This window comes from Gemmatimonadota bacterium, assembly GCA_026706845.1.
GTDB lineage: Bacteria > Latescibacterota > UBA2968 > UBA2968 > UBA2968 > VXRD01.
Window position 1 is genome coordinate 1 of record JAPOXY010000002.1, and the last position, 14,392, is coordinate 14,392.

The 14,392-nt window shown below is 52.7% G+C and carries 14 protein-coding genes; 3 read left to right on the forward strand and 11 right to left on the reverse strand.

Features of this window, described 5'->3' with window-relative positions:
• A partial coding sequence (locus OXG87_00090; GenBank protein MCY3867916.1) for a muconate cycloisomerase occupies positions 1 to 765 on the forward strand: 765 nt, incomplete at its 5' end.
• An 81-nt stretch (positions 766 to 846) separates the two neighbouring features.
• Positions 847 to 1,899 carry a Gfo/Idh/MocA family oxidoreductase gene (locus OXG87_00095; protein ID MCY3867917.1) on the forward strand — a complete coding sequence of 351 codons (1,053 nt, stop codon included), beginning with the start codon at positions 847 to 849 and terminating at the stop codon, positions 1,897 to 1,899.
• Positions 1,900 to 1,906: 7 nt separating this feature from the next.
• On the opposite strand, the gene OXG87_00100 is transcribed toward OXG87_00095, so the two are convergent.
• The 11 genes from OXG87_00100 to OXG87_00150 all read right to left on the reverse strand — a co-directional run bounded on the left by OXG87_00100 (position 1,907) and on the right by OXG87_00150 (position 13,808).
• On the reverse strand, positions 1,907 to 2,833 hold the full coding sequence (locus tag OXG87_00100; GenBank protein ID MCY3867918.1) for a TIM barrel protein: 927 nt from the start codon (positions 2,831 to 2,833) through the stop codon (positions 1,907 to 1,909).
• Positions 2,834 to 2,874: 41 nt separating this feature from the next.
• Entirely contained in the window at positions 2,875 to 4,122 is a 1,248-nt protein-coding gene (locus OXG87_00105) for an aryl-sulfate sulfotransferase (GenBank protein MCY3867919.1), read from the reverse strand.
• A gap of 118 nt (positions 4,123 to 4,240) precedes the next feature.
• The gene (locus OXG87_00110) at positions 4,241 to 5,647 is read right to left on the reverse strand and encodes a sulfatase (GenBank protein MCY3867920.1); all 1,407 of its coding nucleotides are present in this window, start codon (positions 5,645 to 5,647) and stop codon (positions 4,241 to 4,243) included.
• Positions 5,648 to 5,677: 30 nt separating this feature from the next.
• Positions 5,678 to 6,832: a galactonate dehydratase gene (gene dgoD / locus OXG87_00115; GenBank protein MCY3867921.1), complete on the reverse strand. Its 1,155-nt coding sequence runs from the start codon at positions 6,830 to 6,832 to the stop codon at positions 5,678 to 5,680.
• 24 nt (positions 6,833 to 6,856) lie between these two features.
• On the reverse strand, positions 6,857 to 7,621 hold the full coding sequence (locus tag OXG87_00120; GenBank protein MCY3867922.1) for a hypothetical protein: 765 nt from the start codon (positions 7,619 to 7,621) through the stop codon (positions 6,857 to 6,859).
• Entirely contained in the window at positions 7,618 to 8,802 is a 1,185-nt protein-coding gene (locus OXG87_00125; protein MCY3867923.1) for a phytanoyl-CoA dioxygenase family protein, read from the reverse strand. Before OXG87_00125 ends, OXG87_00120 begins: the two co-directional genes overlap by 4 nt.
• 22 nt (positions 8,803 to 8,824) lie before the next feature.
• Complete coding sequence (locus OXG87_00130) at positions 8,825 to 9,967, reverse strand: hypothetical protein (protein MCY3867924.1); 1,143 nt, start codon at positions 9,965 to 9,967, stop codon at positions 8,825 to 8,827.
• Positions 9,968 to 10,040: 73 nt separating this feature from the next.
• On the reverse strand, positions 10,041 to 10,787 hold the full coding sequence (locus tag OXG87_00135; GenBank protein ID MCY3867925.1) for a phytanoyl-CoA dioxygenase family protein: 747 nt from the start codon (positions 10,785 to 10,787) through the stop codon (positions 10,041 to 10,043).
• Positions 10,788 to 10,798: 11 nt separating this feature from the next.
• The gene (locus OXG87_00140) at positions 10,799 to 11,602 is read right to left on the reverse strand and encodes a phytanoyl-CoA dioxygenase family protein (protein MCY3867926.1); all 804 of its coding nucleotides are present in this window, start codon (positions 11,600 to 11,602) and stop codon (positions 10,799 to 10,801) included.
• Positions 11,603 to 11,631: 29 nt separating this feature from the next.
• Positions 11,632 to 13,065: a sulfatase-like hydrolase/transferase gene (locus tag OXG87_00145; GenBank protein MCY3867927.1), complete on the reverse strand. Its 1,434-nt coding sequence runs from the start codon at positions 13,063 to 13,065 to the stop codon at positions 11,632 to 11,634.
• 5 nt (positions 13,066 to 13,070) lie between these two features.
• On the reverse strand, positions 13,071 to 13,808 hold the full coding sequence (locus OXG87_00150; GenBank protein ID MCY3867928.1) for a phytanoyl-CoA dioxygenase family protein: 738 nt from the start codon (positions 13,806 to 13,808) through the stop codon (positions 13,071 to 13,073).
• Between the two features lie 200 nt (positions 13,809 to 14,008).
• Between OXG87_00150 and OXG87_00155 the strand changes: the two genes are divergently transcribed.
• Positions 14,009 to 14,392 (forward strand): helix-turn-helix domain-containing protein (locus tag OXG87_00155; protein ID MCY3867929.1); only part of this gene is annotated, 384 nt, incomplete at its 3' end.

Consider the following 14,392-nt stretch of genomic DNA (forward strand, 5'->3'; position numbering starts at 1 on the left):
ATCTTTCGACAATTCGAAGAGGCGGACGTCGCACCCAACGTCGAGCGAGTCGGTCGAATGCTCGAGCTGGGATTCGACCTGTTCCGATTTTACGTGGGTGGAAACCTCGAAATCGACAATCAGATCTTACATGAGTGTCGCGATCGTTATGGAGATCGATTCAAAGTTAAATCACTGGACTTCAGCCGCCGACTTGATTGGAAGTCGTGCGTAGCCGCCGTTGAGCGTCTGCAGTGGGTCGAGCCGATCCTGGTTGAAAGTCCCGCACCCGACATCCCGGGCAAAGCAAAGGTGCGCGAGCGCATACGGTTCCCGGTCAGTGAGCATGTCAGCGACGAGACCCAGGCCATTGCTTTCGCGGAAGGACAGGCTGTCGACATCTTCAATATTGCGACCTGCCACCAGGGCATCAAACGATCGCGCCAGATCTTCGCCATAGCACAGGCCACCGGAATCTCCACCTTGATTGGCACAACTCAGGAACTTTCTATTGGGACCTCCGCGCAGGCGCATCTGGGCGCATCGGTATCCAACCTCGATTATCCTGGCGATGCGGCTGGCGCGCAACTCTACATTGACGACGTTGTCAAACACCGGGTCCAGTACGAAAATGGCTACCTTCTCGTGCCTAAAGGTCCGGGTTTAGGGATGGAACTCGACGAATCGCAGCTTCAAAAGCTGGGGGACCGTCAGTGGACATTTTTGCAAGAACTGCCGCTGGAGCGGCAGGAAGACCGCGGGAAAGTAGGCAAAAAGGTACAATGATGAAGGTAGAAATCTTTGTTTGGATTGTGATCTGAGATCTTGAAAACGAGTTCTTCCCACGATTTTCCCCGGAGCTTTTCTATGCAAATTTATAACGTTGGTGTTATCGGCTGTGGCAGGATTTCAAGCCTACTGGAACAGGAAACACATCGCGGAACGCCGAACACCCATGCGGGTTGTTACAATCACTGTGATCGAACCCGTATTGTCGCAGCAGCAGATCGGGACGATAAACGCCGACAGAGTTTTGGAGGCAAATGGGATGTTCCGGGTCTGTACACAGATTGGCGGGAAATGCTGGATACTGAGAAACTGGATATCGTGAGTGTTTGCACCTATCCCATTCCGCATCGGGATATCGTTGTTGCCGCGGCTCAGTCAGGAGTAAAAGCCATATTCTGCGAGAAGGCGATGGCGACTACGTTGCGAGAGGCAGACGAAATGATTGATGCTTGCCGGAGAAACAATGTAAAGCTGAGCATTAACCACACGCGCCGATGGGATTGGCAATTTCGCCAAATTAAGGAGCTAATCGATCAGGAAGTAATCGGCTCCCTTCAAGCGATGACGCTCCAGTACAGCGCCGGGCTCGCCAACAACGGAACCCACTTTTTCGACATGCTGCGCTTCTTTGCGGGCGATGTGGCCTGGGCAACCGGTCACCTATTGGATCCGGATGCGCTGGATCCCCGTGGCGCTGGATACTTTCATTTTCAAAATGGCGTACAATGCATTGTGAACGGATCCACCGGAGGGAGCGCCCAACACCTCTTTGAATTGTTGGGATCCAGGGGACGGATAACGGTGGCCAATACACGGCCACGTCAGTTCAGGCTCTTCGTCAAAAATAAAGAGGAAAAATTCCCCGAAATACCAGAGGAACACAAGCTGAATACAACGGACAGGGGCCGATGTGTGATCCCGTTGTCAGTAGAGGAGATTGCAGAACGCCTCGACCGCGATCGGGATACAATATCCACTGGAGAAGATGGACGGGCTGCGCTGGAAATGGTGCTTTCTCTTCACGAATCGGAGCGGTTGGGCAACGCCCGGGTGGATTTTCCCATGACAAACCTGGATCTCCAGGTACTGGTGAGAAACGAAGGGTTCATCAGCGACGCTGTACCGCAATGATCGAGAATCAGTCCCCTACCCCACCGATCAACGCTTTCATATTGGCAAAGTTGATACGCATCGCTTCTTCCGCCGATCCGCTTTCCGGCTTGAAGTGGGTGGCGATGGATATCACCGCGTCGATCTGATAATCGCGCAAGTTCCGCAATACCGTCGGAAAATCCACGTCCCCTTCGCCGATGGGACAGTATTCAAACTCGCATTTCAGACCGTCTATGACTTGCAGATCTTTTATGTGGAGCGTATGAAGATACGGACGGACATTCTGAAATCCGCGGGTGGCGGTGTCCGATTCGCCGCAATTCATGGTATCCGCTGGCCCCCAGACCGTTTTCAGGCGAGGTGAGCCGACCGCCTCGATCACCTGCCGCATGTGTTCCGTGGTATTCGTGTAATTCCACGGCATCATGCACAGCGGCAGATCCACATCGTAGCGGTCCGCGTCTTCGACCAGCAGCGTAAACGCCCGGACCAGTTTGTCCATGTCCAGATCGGAAATGACGCCGCCGCGGGTCATCCATCGCATGGGCCAGGTCGGCTTACCGGCAGTATATTCACCAGGCCAGGCAAATGTGAACGTGGCCACTGCCGGAATTTTGAGCCGGGCGGCCATCTTCATGGCGGCGTTCAATTCCTCTCGGGCTTCCCGGAATTCGGGGTGTTCGGCCATATGGTCCAGATCCAAATCGCTGAGATGCACGGTTTTAAACTTACGGCCTCCGCAGAGCAGGAAAATATCCGTTTGATGCTGCTCGGCGCACGCGCCGATGCGGTCCATGTCCGCGTCGGTCATGGCTTCGAACGGAAGGTCGCCCGCCGAAGGCGCATACCAGATGCGGTCCGCGCCGATCTCTTTCGCTTTGGGAAATGCCCGGTCATAGGGCAGTCTCAGTTCGGTCGTGAACATGGCAAGTTTAAACGTGTAATCGGACATGGGCATAATCCTGTAGTTGGGATGAAGGGTGACATCAAATCTTAGAGAGACGGGCAGTAATCCAGGGGGTCTGATACAGGTAGGCCGAGGTGATCGGGAACCGGGAGGTCTGCAGGCTTCTGGTCAGGAGGGTCCAGTGGGCAATCTGGATAGGCAATGCGCTGGGTTCTGTAGAACCCGCCTCTCGGGTTGATGTACTCCCACACGATTTCACCTTTCCAGGTCACTTCGAAAATCCGTCCCTTATCCGTGTCCAGACTCAGCGTGTTCCCATTCGGGAGGCGCTGTACACCGCCGGTAACAATGCTCAGGAATTTGCTGGCCTGAGGCCCCGCAGCATATTCCCATACGACTTCTCCGCTTACGGGATTGATTTCTACAAGCCGGGTGTAGAATCGATTAATCGGAGGATAGCCCGTACCGCCTCCATTGTCGTAGATCAGGATATTTCCGTTGTGCAGCATTTTGGGATCGTGTGGACCTACCAGGTATTGATTCTGCCCTTCGGTCCCGTTTAACCACATGGTTTCCATCTGATCCAAATAGCCCCAATTCCAGACGATGTTTCCAGTCGATTTCTCGATAATAAATATCTGATTTCCATTTCTGGAACAGCTGAGAATATTTCCCGGCTTGAATCTCGTATCCCCCTGATCGTATAAAGGATTGTCGGGAAGTGTGTGAAGCGTATTCAGATGGAGCCAGTCCCCTTCCTGTCCGGGCTGTTGCCCCCCGCCAGTTTCAAATATGATCTGCTTCGCACGATCGCTGAATCCGAATTCTTCCAGGTGGTGATGCCCCCACCATTCCCAGACGACCTCGCCCTCCGAAGTTATTTCCATGATGTGATCGTCTTTGAGTGTGACGCGCGATACCCGAGGGGCATCGATTCGATCTGCGACCATGGCGAGATAAGTGTGTTCAGAAGTCTTCTGGATGTCGTGATGGAAACCCGTTGGTCGCGCATCCTTGCGGAAGTCCGAAGACAGAGACCAGACAATATTTCCATCCCAGTCCTGTTCTGTGATGGAGGCCCCATTGCTGATATAGTGGCCGTTTGCAACGCGTTCAAATAGCTGAGAGCCGCGCTGCGTCGCCGGGTTTCCGTAGAACTCGTGAACCACCTGCCCCTTCATGTCTATCAAGTGCCATCGATCGACCTGTTCGGCCGAGATACCACGCACGGGATCCCAGGGTCCTCGCCCGTGAACGAGCGTGTACCCGTTGTAACATCGGTCGGGGTGATAGACGGTAACACCTGTTGGCCAGTCCAGAACAGAGCGATTCATTTCAATTCCTTTTATGTTAGACTAATATAGGTCCCTGGATACAACTCACCTCGCCAGGCTCATGTCCCCAGTAAATGACGAAGAGACGACCGGGCTCGTACTCGATAGTCGCCGCTCGCTACACAAGATTGTTCCGTTCTGCCCAGATTCGAATGGCCTCGGAACCCGGGTATTCAGCATCCAATCCGAGTTGCTCAATCTGTTTATTGCCGTGCCACTCCTGCCAATCGCCTACTTCCCTGCCGACATCGCGCCAGGAATCGCCCGCTTTTTTCATCGCATCTACAAGAAGCCCATCCAGTTCCGACACGACCGCGCCATTCTCTTCGACCAGGTTGTTCTGTTCGTAGGGATCGTTTTCAAGATCGAAACACACCCATGGTCCTTCCTCCATTCGCGCGTAATTGTACTTCGCTGTGCGAATCCCGCGCCAGCCGGGCCACGGAATGAAGCTGTGATGCATCGCCATATAGGCGTACTCTTGCTGGTGCCCATTGGAATCGCTGCCGAGGATGACGCCGGACAGATCGGCCCCGTCCAACCCCGATGGCACATTGATCCCTGCGAGTCCACATAGCGTGGGAAAAATGTCTGGCGTGCCAAACGGCATGTCCAGTGTGGCGTTGGCTTCAATCTTGCCTGGCCATCGAATCAGAAAAGGAACCTGGGTGGATTCGCGATGAGGCCATCGTTTGCCTCGCCAGCCCTGGCTGTTTAGCATTTCACCGTGATCCGAGGTGTACACCACAATGGTGTTTTCCGCCTGACCACTGTCTTCCAGGGCCTGCATCAAGCGTTCCCACTCAGTATCCAGGCCCGTTACGAGACCGTAATAATGCGCATAATGGTCCTGAAAGAGATTGAGCGCCTCTGCATCTACGGTCTTCACATTGGGATGAAACTTCAGGTTCCGTCCTCGATATTTTTCGAGATATACCTCTGGAGATACCAGTGGGGGATGAGGGGGATACCATGAAAGAAACAGGCACCAGGGAGCCCCACCGTCCTGTCCTCGAATGAACTCAATGGCCCTGTTGGCCTCGATCTGCGGCTTGTCGAACCCTTTTCCAACCACAGTCTCAGTGCTGTTCACCGCATAGTTTCGATTGGGACTCGCGTGATTCGATACCAGAGGTACAAACCATTCATCGTCGAATCCCAGACGCATCGGATGACCCGAATCGAGTTGTACATCTCCTAAATGCCATTTGCCGATATAACCACAGCGGTACCCTGCGTTTTTGAAAGCCTTGCCGATGTGGGCATATTCACTTAGATCCGGATGATACCCGTTGGTCGTTATCCCCATGCGATGGCCGTGTAATCCCGTCATCAATATGGCCCTGTAGGGGCAACAAAGCGGGGTCGTTGACACGGCACTTTCCAATTTCATTCCCTGCCTGGCGAATGCGTCGAAGTGCGGTGTCTCCAGATCTTCATCGCCGTAGTAGCAACCCATTGCCGATGCACGCTGCTGGTCGGAAAACACAAACAGGATATTGGGCTGTTGAGCCGGTTGTGGCATGGACGTCTCTCCTATACTCGGTGCTGATGATTAGACCCACTTTGTATCTTGTAATGATGCGACCGTACCAGGACGGGGCCGCCAAATATTTGCGTCGTCACGCCAGGGGTTTGCCTTGAGCCACGCCTCGTTCATGGACACGCCCAGCCCGGGGCCGGTCGGGATCGGCAAAAAGCCATCCTTCTGAACCGGGAAATCGCCTGTGCAAGCGTCCTGAAACCACGGGCTGATTCCGCCTTCCTGAATCATAAAGTTTGGGGTGCAGGCATCGAGATGCAAAGACGCGATCGTGCAAAGCGGGCCGTAGGGGTTGTGCGGTTGGAAACCGACATAATGGGCTTCTGCCATCGCCGCAATCTTCTTCAACTCCAATATGCCGCCACCCTGAACAATGTCGGGTTGAATCATCTTCACAATTTGTCGGCTCAGCAAGTCGGTAAATTCCCACTTGGTGTAAAGCCGTTCACCTGTCGCCAGTGGGATGCTTACGGCCTCGGCAACCCGTTGCATCGCGTCGAGGTTTGTTGGTGGCACGGGTTCTTCGTACACAAAGGGCCGACAGTCGGCCATCGCATTGCCGATGCGGATGGCGTCTGCGGGCGCAAGCCGTCCATGCACCTCAACGAGCAACTCAACGTCGTCGCCCACTGCTTTGCGAACAGCTTCCAGTTTTTTTATGGCTACGCGTTCGGCTTCTGCCGGAATAAACAGCCCGCAATGGTCAAACGGATCCCCCTTGAGCGCCGTCAATCCATTTGATACGTTGTTCATCGCAGTTTCAGCAGCCCCTTCAGGTGTAGGCCCATCCCACCTGCCATAGCACCAGATCCGATCTCTCATCTTTCCGCCCAGCATTTCGTATATGGGCAGTCCCACGGCCTGGCCTTTGATATCCCACAGAGCGATTTCTATGCCGCTTATGGCTGACATCTGCACGACACCGCCCCGCACAAAAAAGTGATGATAGAGTGTCTGCCAGTGTTTCTCGATCTGCCAGGGGTCTTCGCCCACCAGCACCTGACCGACCTCGTCGATCTGGGTTGCAACGCTAAGCGGACCGGCGGTCGCCTCACCCCAGCCTGTGATGCCTTCATCGGTTTCAATCTTCACAAACATGTAGTTGCGTGGCGGGCGGCCTTGCGGTGAAGATGATGCGGGAACTGCTTTTACCGATGTAATCTTCAAGATATTCCTCCTTGTGTCAGGGCTTTACAGCATTCTCGAAATGCCAGCGATCTGCCATGCGTCAGCCGATCTGCTGACCACCACGATGGATTCCTCGCTGTTGCCAGAGGCATCGTCAGCAGTCACTGCCACAAGGACGCCCTTGGGACCGGATTGTGCTGCCTCGACCTCTATATTGCTGACCGATGTGGTTCTTTCGTTGACCTGTTGCGCCAGTTTGGTGCCATCTTCGATCCGTGTCACTGCGCCAACGCCGACCTCAATCAGCGGAAAACGACAGAGGTTGGCGCACGCATCGCTATCGCTTTTGTCCAGCGCATCGCAATAGCGTCGCACCTGACTAATTGCCGCTTCGGTAGCCTGGGCGATAGCTGTTTCGTCGTCACGCCCTTCGTAATAAGTACCAAGTGCAAACCGCGCCTGGATCCCCCACGAATCAGCGGGTTTGGTGACAATATAAGTGACGCGGTTCCACAGAATGGGATCATCGTCTGCATTGTATCGCGTCCACCCACCTACCAGGTGGACCTTGTTGGGAGAGTCGTGCAGCCGAACGGGTTCTCGCCCCCTCGTCAGGACCCAACCCGTCGCTACCCTTGAGGTCCAGTCGGCATTATCCGCGTAGTCCCGTGCCGTATCGTAGTAGGCGGTCCGCCCCGATGCGTCAACGCGGACATGGGGATAGCTCATCACGGCAGCCCAGGCATCTCCACTTTGGGAGGCGTCGGCTTCAAAAAAGCCGAAGTAAGCATCTTCCGGGGTATCAAAGTGCGTCTTGTATTCGTTCATCTGGAAAGCTCCTCATCCATGGTGATCGCCAAACGCCCTTGAGGCCCATCAATTCGGCTTACAAGGAGACTTTCCAGCTCGATATGCTCCCGCTCCGTCAGTTGACTCGCCAGAGGACTCGCAAGGAACTCCTTGTAGGGACGAGAGGTCTCCATAAAAGGCATGATGTACATGGGCACGACGGACTGAAGCATCGCCGCCCGCTTTTTGTTCGTGCGGTTCACGCCTGCCCGGTGCCAGGTTCGGGCATCATAGATGACGTAGCTACCCGCCGGTGCCTCGACGACGTCTGCTTCGGAGCCTGTATAGGGGAGGCCCCTTGCCTGGCGAGATCCCTCCTCCCTGTACGTATTCCCACTCCCCCATTCTGGAGGCGGTCCTTCTCCACGCGTATGCGATCCGAGTTTGAAACAGGTTGCGCCGTTTTCACTCTTAAATTCGGTCACACATAAATTTCGCTGAACGCCAAGCACGAGATTCAGCGCATTGTGCGGTACGATCCGATTTCCATCGGAGGAATTCCTGGCAATCCCCCAGAGGTAGGGATAATCCGAATGCCACCCCCCCACTTGGCGTTCACCGTCATCCGGAGCCACGACGGCGAAACCGGGCCTGTGAGCCAGCCGAATTTCCCGACACTGCATATACTCCCGCATCACCCAGAGGGATACAGGCTCGGTTGCGGCTCTCGACACTTCCACAGACTGCGTGAGAGTCGGCAGATTTCTGTCTAATTCTTCATGGTTCCACTTGCCAGTGCAACTCACCCTTTGTAGTTCTTCGGTCGCGTGGGGAGACAAGATGCTCGGAAGGCAGACCCATCCGTTCTCGCGGATTTGCTGAAGGTATTCAGACGGAAGATGGGCAGGGCCGTGACCCGGCTGAAAACGCCCTGGCACGGACGATTCGGAGCCATCTTCCCCCAGTGATTTCCCATTCAGGGCGAGATGTACGCCTTCGTCATTCGCCGCAGACACATCGAGAGTCAGGCCCGACACCACGTGGCGACAAGTGTCGCCTTCTTCTTTCCAGATCGCTTTGTCGTCGGCGTGGTCAAAGACGGCTGTTTCGCCTTCCGATACGCCCAGAAAATCACCCTTTTCGTTTCTCAACAGCGCGAAGTGAGCGGAAGGTTTCTCCACGCGAACGACGCGCTCTTCAAATTTCTGAGTTGGGGGCATGTGGCACTCCTTTGTCGCACAGTTAGTTATTTTGATCTCCCAAACCCCTTGCCTCGTCAACGACTTCTTGCATGCCGTCCCACTCACTCCAGGGATCGCACAATTTATCGATTGCGACCTGCCAGGGATTATACCCATCGGAATATTCGAGAAATTCGCCTTCCCAACCGCGGTCGGGGTGATCGCTGTCTCCTCGCACTTTTGCCCCTCCCGGACGATGGCGACGCAGCCGAAAATAGGCACTAATACGAGGGTCGGCACCCATGTCGTTGCGGGTGCCACAATGTGGGATGCCGTGAGCCGTAATAAAGGCATCGCCCTCTTCAACGAGCAAGGGTGTAGGCTCCGGCCACATGAGACCATCGGGTGTGTATTCTGCGCCTTCTCGATAATGATTAGCGATCCATTCCGGCATGTAATTAATGCCCACTCCCTTATCGCCAACGCGTTTTAAACGCGGCCAATCAGGACCTTCGGGGCCGATGACGCCGCCCTGGGCGCGTTGCCGGCGAAAGAATTCCGCTGTGTGATGATGGGCACCGCGGAGGACGGCAAAGTTGCCGTAGCCAAATTTGGATTGGTCGCTCAGGACCACGCCGACGAATGTGGTAAAGCTACCGATGGAGAGCGTGCAATCCGGGTCCTGAAACAAAGGCGAACCGTTTATCCCGATCACGCTGGCGCTACGATCACCAAAGTGCGGTGTTTTGGGCGCGTACCAATCATCTACTTCGTCCGCCGCTTTGGGAATGGGTCCCGTCCACTGGCCGTCCAGATGCGGGAAAAATGCATGATTGGGCACTTCATCATCCGGCAGGCCGTGGATACCAATTTCTCTGGTTGGCTCGCGCGGATACAGAATCGGCGCAAAGCCATTTGTCGGAGGATCAAATGGCCCCATGGTGTTGGTGAGCACTTCGGTTAGCGCCGTTTTGTTAATGAGATCTGTGATGATGTCTTCGCTGCCGACGAAGCGGTTTCTTCTTTTGGGCGCATCCATCGTACCATTCACAATTTGACCTGCGGTGATATTGACCAGTCGTCGGGCACGGTGGGTCAGCTCTTTGGGTACGATGTTTTTGAGAATAATGAATCCATCCCGATAGAAAGCGCGTTTTTGCTCAAGGGTGAGTTCGACAGGATGGTCTGAGCCTGTGTGTTTCATAACTGGCCTCTCTCTGGTTTAGATGGAGATAAACCATTTCAGGAGTTTCAGTGTTTGGAACTGGTGTCTCGATTTAGTCAAAAGAAAATGTCGCGGACGGATTGAAACGGGCGATCCCTTGTGTGTCTGCGGCTGGATTTGGATTTTGTGGATAATAATCGGGGATTTCTGTGCCCTTCCTCGCAAGCCTGACGGCCAATGAGATTCTTGGCTCGCCATACTCAAAAGGCAGGCTGCGATGCATGATTTGAGAATGAAACACCGTGAACTGGCCTCTTTCCATTGTGAGTGTGCCGATCCTATCATGGACGAGTTCTGGCACTTCTTTTACAAATCGCATATCTCTGTTCCACCCATCAATGGGTTGATGAGATCCCTTCACATATTCGATGCGGCCAGCACCATACCCAATGTCGGTCAACGCAAATAGAATAGAGAAATGATTGGTGGTGTCATAGAGATTGACTTGATCGCGACCATTTTCGTATGCGCGATCGTGGTGCCATATATTTTCTGACACGCCTTCAGATTTCAGTTGAAAGACGCTACCCCAGATAAAAAGATCATTGCCGAAATGTTCGGACACCACGGACTTCACATTGTCATCGAGACAGAGGTCTCTCATCGCCTTGAATTCCATGTGTCTATCGATCTTCGTTCTAAATTGGGGTTCTTGTCCTGCCAACCGGCGCACGATATTTTCCTGGCGTTGTAGCGCTTGTAGTTCTATCCCGACCTCACATACGGCATCGACGAGGGATTTGTCTGCCAACTCAAAAGGGCCAGTTAAACCATACTGTTGTAATTGCTCAATTGACATTGTTGCTCCTTTCAAAGAGTTTCTATTGGAAAATAGACCGTTGGATTGTCCGCGTCACTCAGATGCTTTCGCTCGTTGCCCCAGTTGTCTGCTGTGCCATTCCAGTATCGGGTGTCGGAAGGCGAGTAGGAGAAGAGGTAGGACCAGCGCGACCTGTCAGTGCTGTTGACCGGAGCGCCATGGATTGTGTACCCGTGATGTACAGTGCAATCACCAGGCTGGTAATGGAACGGAGGAGAGAGCTCCAGCACAGACGTCAGATTTGGAAATTGCTCGAGCAGGTCACCCTTGCCATCGCCGCCTATCGAGCCGAGCGGTCCTTCGCGATGCGAGCGACTGACAAATCGCATCGCGCTCATCTCCGGTGTCACTTCCGCCAGCGCAATCCAGAACTGGAGCTCGCCCACGCGATCAGAGCCGTGCTGTGACGAGTCCTGATGATAATGGGTTCTGGCTGCCCCTGGGGGCTTTTCTCTGATGACGTCAGCGCGATAGCGAAGTGGGATATCTACGCCCTTGAGCCGCTTCCTGTTCACGAGTCGCATCGCGTTTTTTGACATGCGTTCGCTAAACATGAACGAGCGGAACGGCTCAGCCTCTTCCTGCAGTACCAGGCCGACAGCCCGTCTGCCGCCCTTCTCTTCGCCGTAGCGTTCCAGCCAATCCTGACCGACAGTTAGAAGCTCCGTGACAAACTCCGGATCTACGAGTTGCTTCATCATGACCCACCCGTATTCCTGATAGAAAGCCACTTCTTCGTCTGTGACCTCCCGAACGACGGCTTCGATCTCGCGCCCTGTCAATGCTTGTCCCATAACCCGTGCTCCTACAGTGTCGTGTTCCCTCAAAATCCCCTTGGATCTCCCCCTACGGGAACCGTATCAGAAGTTCTCATAAACCAATCCAACATAGACCTTTCCAGATCTAACTTTGTCTCTCGCATACCCGGGTCATCAATTAAATTTGTCAACTCCCGGGGATCATTTTTGAGATCGTATAATTCATCCTGACCGGCTGTGCGTCGAATGAGCTTGTGATTCAAACTCCTGATCATCGTCGTACGGCAAACACTTTCGCGCACCTCTTGTTGCAGTTTGCCCTTGGGAAAATAAACACCATCTTTGTTGGGATCGCTCCAGTCCCATCGCCCTTCAAACGCATGAGGCTCTTGAATCTCATAGCCCCCTTCCGCAAATACCAATCGATCCTTATCTTCGGCTTCACCCCGGAGTTGGGGCACAAAGGACCTGGCGAAATGGGTGTGTTCAGGAGAAAGACCCGCCAGTTCCATAACAGATGGCATGAGATCGAACATCTCAACCGGACCTTCCACCACATGACCTGTTTTGCTACCGGGAGCTTTTACCAATAGAGGCACCCGTGTCAACGCATCACTGTAATCACTTGGCCATTTTTCAACCAGGCCAAAGTCCCCTGCCCAGTCACCGTGATCAGACGAAACGATCAGAACCGTATTTTCAAAAAGCCCCTTCTCCTCCATAACAGTCATCAACTCCCCCAGAAGCCAGTCCGTATAGCTGATCATACCGAGATAAACAGCATTCAATTTTCGAAAGAAATCCTCCGACAATTCATCTAAGCGGCGGTACTTTCTGATGAGCGCGTAGAAATCCGGCTTTTTGTCCAGCCCAGCGGGTCTCAAATCCGGTATATCTCTGGGATCATACATGTCATAAAAATCGCGGTGGGTGGTATAACCTGGATGGGGTTGTAGAAGCGGCAAAAACAAAAAGAAGGGACTATCATCATCTTTGCGATTGTTCAGAAAATCGATCCCCGCTTTGACTTTAATATAGTCAGCGACCTCTTCCCTCTCGCAATCCAAAGGCTCAAAATCAAAACTATAGAATTCCTTGTCGCCCCTTTGCCAGCGATTCTTTCTTTTATCATCTTTGTGTTCATAATATTCTTTTATGCAGGACAAACTATCTCGTGCGAGTAAATCATTTTTGCCATACCAGTGAATATCGTAGCCAGCTTCATACAGATATTTAAAAAGATGGGGTTCATGGGGCCTTATCAGATGCCACATGGAGCGATGCCCGGCACAATGGGGATAAAGCCCCGTCATCATCGAAACCCTGGAAGGCGTACATTGCGCGTTTTGCACATGGCATTGGTCAAAGCGAACCCCTTCTGCCGCCAGGCGATCGTAATTTGGGGTTTTGATCAATGGATGACCATAACATGCCAAACTTTCGGCTCGCATTTCGTCTGGTTGAAAAAATATAAAATTCAATGGTTTTTGATTGGCCATAATATTTAGGGTTTCTCCAAATCAAATGACGATAGGGGATCTGGAATGAGCGCACAATGCTCGCCCAACCGCTCGCGAATATCCTGCGTCAAAGAGCCTGCAATTTCATATTGAGGCGCAGTGTTTGGACAACTGTATCCCATATGGATCACACGCCTGGGCGATTTTGAAAGGTTTGCACGTGCGCCATGCCAGATATCACCGTGGCAAAAAATGCCAGTTCCAGCCTTACAGGTCGCGTAGATTTCTCCAGCAACTGCCTCTTTGAGATCGTCCAGAACATCTCGGGGCCAGGGTTTTTTATGCGATCCCGGCACAAGGCGAGTCGCACCGTTTTCTTCTGTCATATCATCAAGTGCCCACACCACATTGAGGTATGCAGTACAATTCTTAAAGAACGATCGATCGGCATGGATTTCCTGAATAGGACGCGGATCACCGGGCATGGGATCGTGAAAATTCATGGCCTGCCAGCACATATCCTCTCCAATCACCAGCCTGGCCATTTCTAATGCAATCGGCTCGATTGCCAGCTCTTCGAAGGCGCGGCCTTTACCAATGAGATTGCACAACCTGCGAACGCCCGGAGGGGTCGATCCCTCTGTCCCTGCCTTTTCGCCCTCCAGATCATATCTCTTTTCCAGGGCCTCTCGCAACGCTGCCAATCGTTGCACAGAAATCACATTTTCAACGATCAGATAACCGTGTTCTTGAAAAAAGTCCCATTGTTGTACAGAAATCATTTCAACCCCCTGAAACCTTATCAGAAATGCGCGTAAAACCCACTCGCAGAGAGCTTTAGCGTTGGGATATAAGCGCATAGAATTTATGGGGCGGCTTTAGCTTGGGGATAGTCCTCAAGGGACTATCGGCGGCTGTGAATCAACAAAATTCATTCCATATTACACTTGACAAAAACAATACCTAAGTGTATATTTTTACTATGTTTAAGTCGTTCAAATATAGATTGCGTCCAACCAAAAAGCAAGAACAAATCTTGCTGGCGCATATTGACGAATGCCGTATTCTCTATAATCAATTACTCTGTGCCAGAATACAAGCATGGAAAAATGAGAATAAGTCTCTCTCTCAATATGACCAGACCAAAACAATACCATTGTTAAAACAACAACACGCCGCTTTCAAGCAAGTGTATAGTCAAGTGTTGCAACAAGTATCACAGAGAGTAGATTTGGCATTCAAAGGATTCTTTCGGCGTCTCAAAGAGAAGTCAAAGACAGGCGAGAAAGCAGGCTTTCCCAGATACAAGAATGAGAATCGCTATGATTCTATCACCTATCCTCAGTTTGCCAATGGATGTCGATTG

Bases quoted from the DNA above. Each gene is read 5' to 3' on its own strand.
- OXG87_00095 (MCY3867917.1), top strand. From the start codon at position 847: ATGCAAATTTATAACGTTGGTGTTATCGGCTGTGGCAGGATTTCAAGC.
- OXG87_00100 (MCY3867918.1), bottom strand. From the start codon at position 2,833: ATGTCCGATTACACGTTTAAACTTGCCATGTTCACGACCGAACTGAGA.
- OXG87_00105 (MCY3867919.1), bottom strand. From the start codon at position 4,122: ATGAATCGCTCTGTTCTGGACTGGCCAACAGGTGTTACCGTCTATCAC.
- OXG87_00110 (MCY3867920.1), bottom strand. From the start codon at position 5,647: ATGCCACAACCGGCTCAACAGCCCAATATCCTGTTTGTGTTTTCCGAC.
- OXG87_00120 (MCY3867922.1), bottom strand. From the start codon at position 7,621: ATGAACGAATACAAGACGCACTTTGATACCCCGGAAGATGCTTACTTC.
- OXG87_00125 (MCY3867923.1), bottom strand. From the start codon at position 8,802: ATGCCCCCAACTCAGAAATTTGAAGAGCGCGTCGTTCGCGTGGAGAAA.
- OXG87_00130 (MCY3867924.1), bottom strand. From the start codon at position 9,967: ATGAAACACACAGGCTCAGACCATCCTGTCGAACTCACCCTTGAGCAA.
- OXG87_00135 (MCY3867925.1), bottom strand. From the start codon at position 10,787: ATGTCAATTGAGCAATTACAACAGTATGGTTTAACTGGCCCTTTTGAG.
- OXG87_00140 (MCY3867926.1), bottom strand. From the start codon at position 11,602: ATGGGACAAGCATTGACAGGGCGCGAGATCGAAGCCGTCGTTCGGGAG.
- OXG87_00145 (MCY3867927.1), bottom strand. From the start codon at position 13,065: ATGGCCAATCAAAAACCATTGAATTTTATATTTTTTCAACCAGACGAA.
- OXG87_00150 (MCY3867928.1), bottom strand. From the start codon at position 13,808: ATGATTTCTGTACAACAATGGGACTTTTTTCAAGAACACGGTTATCTG.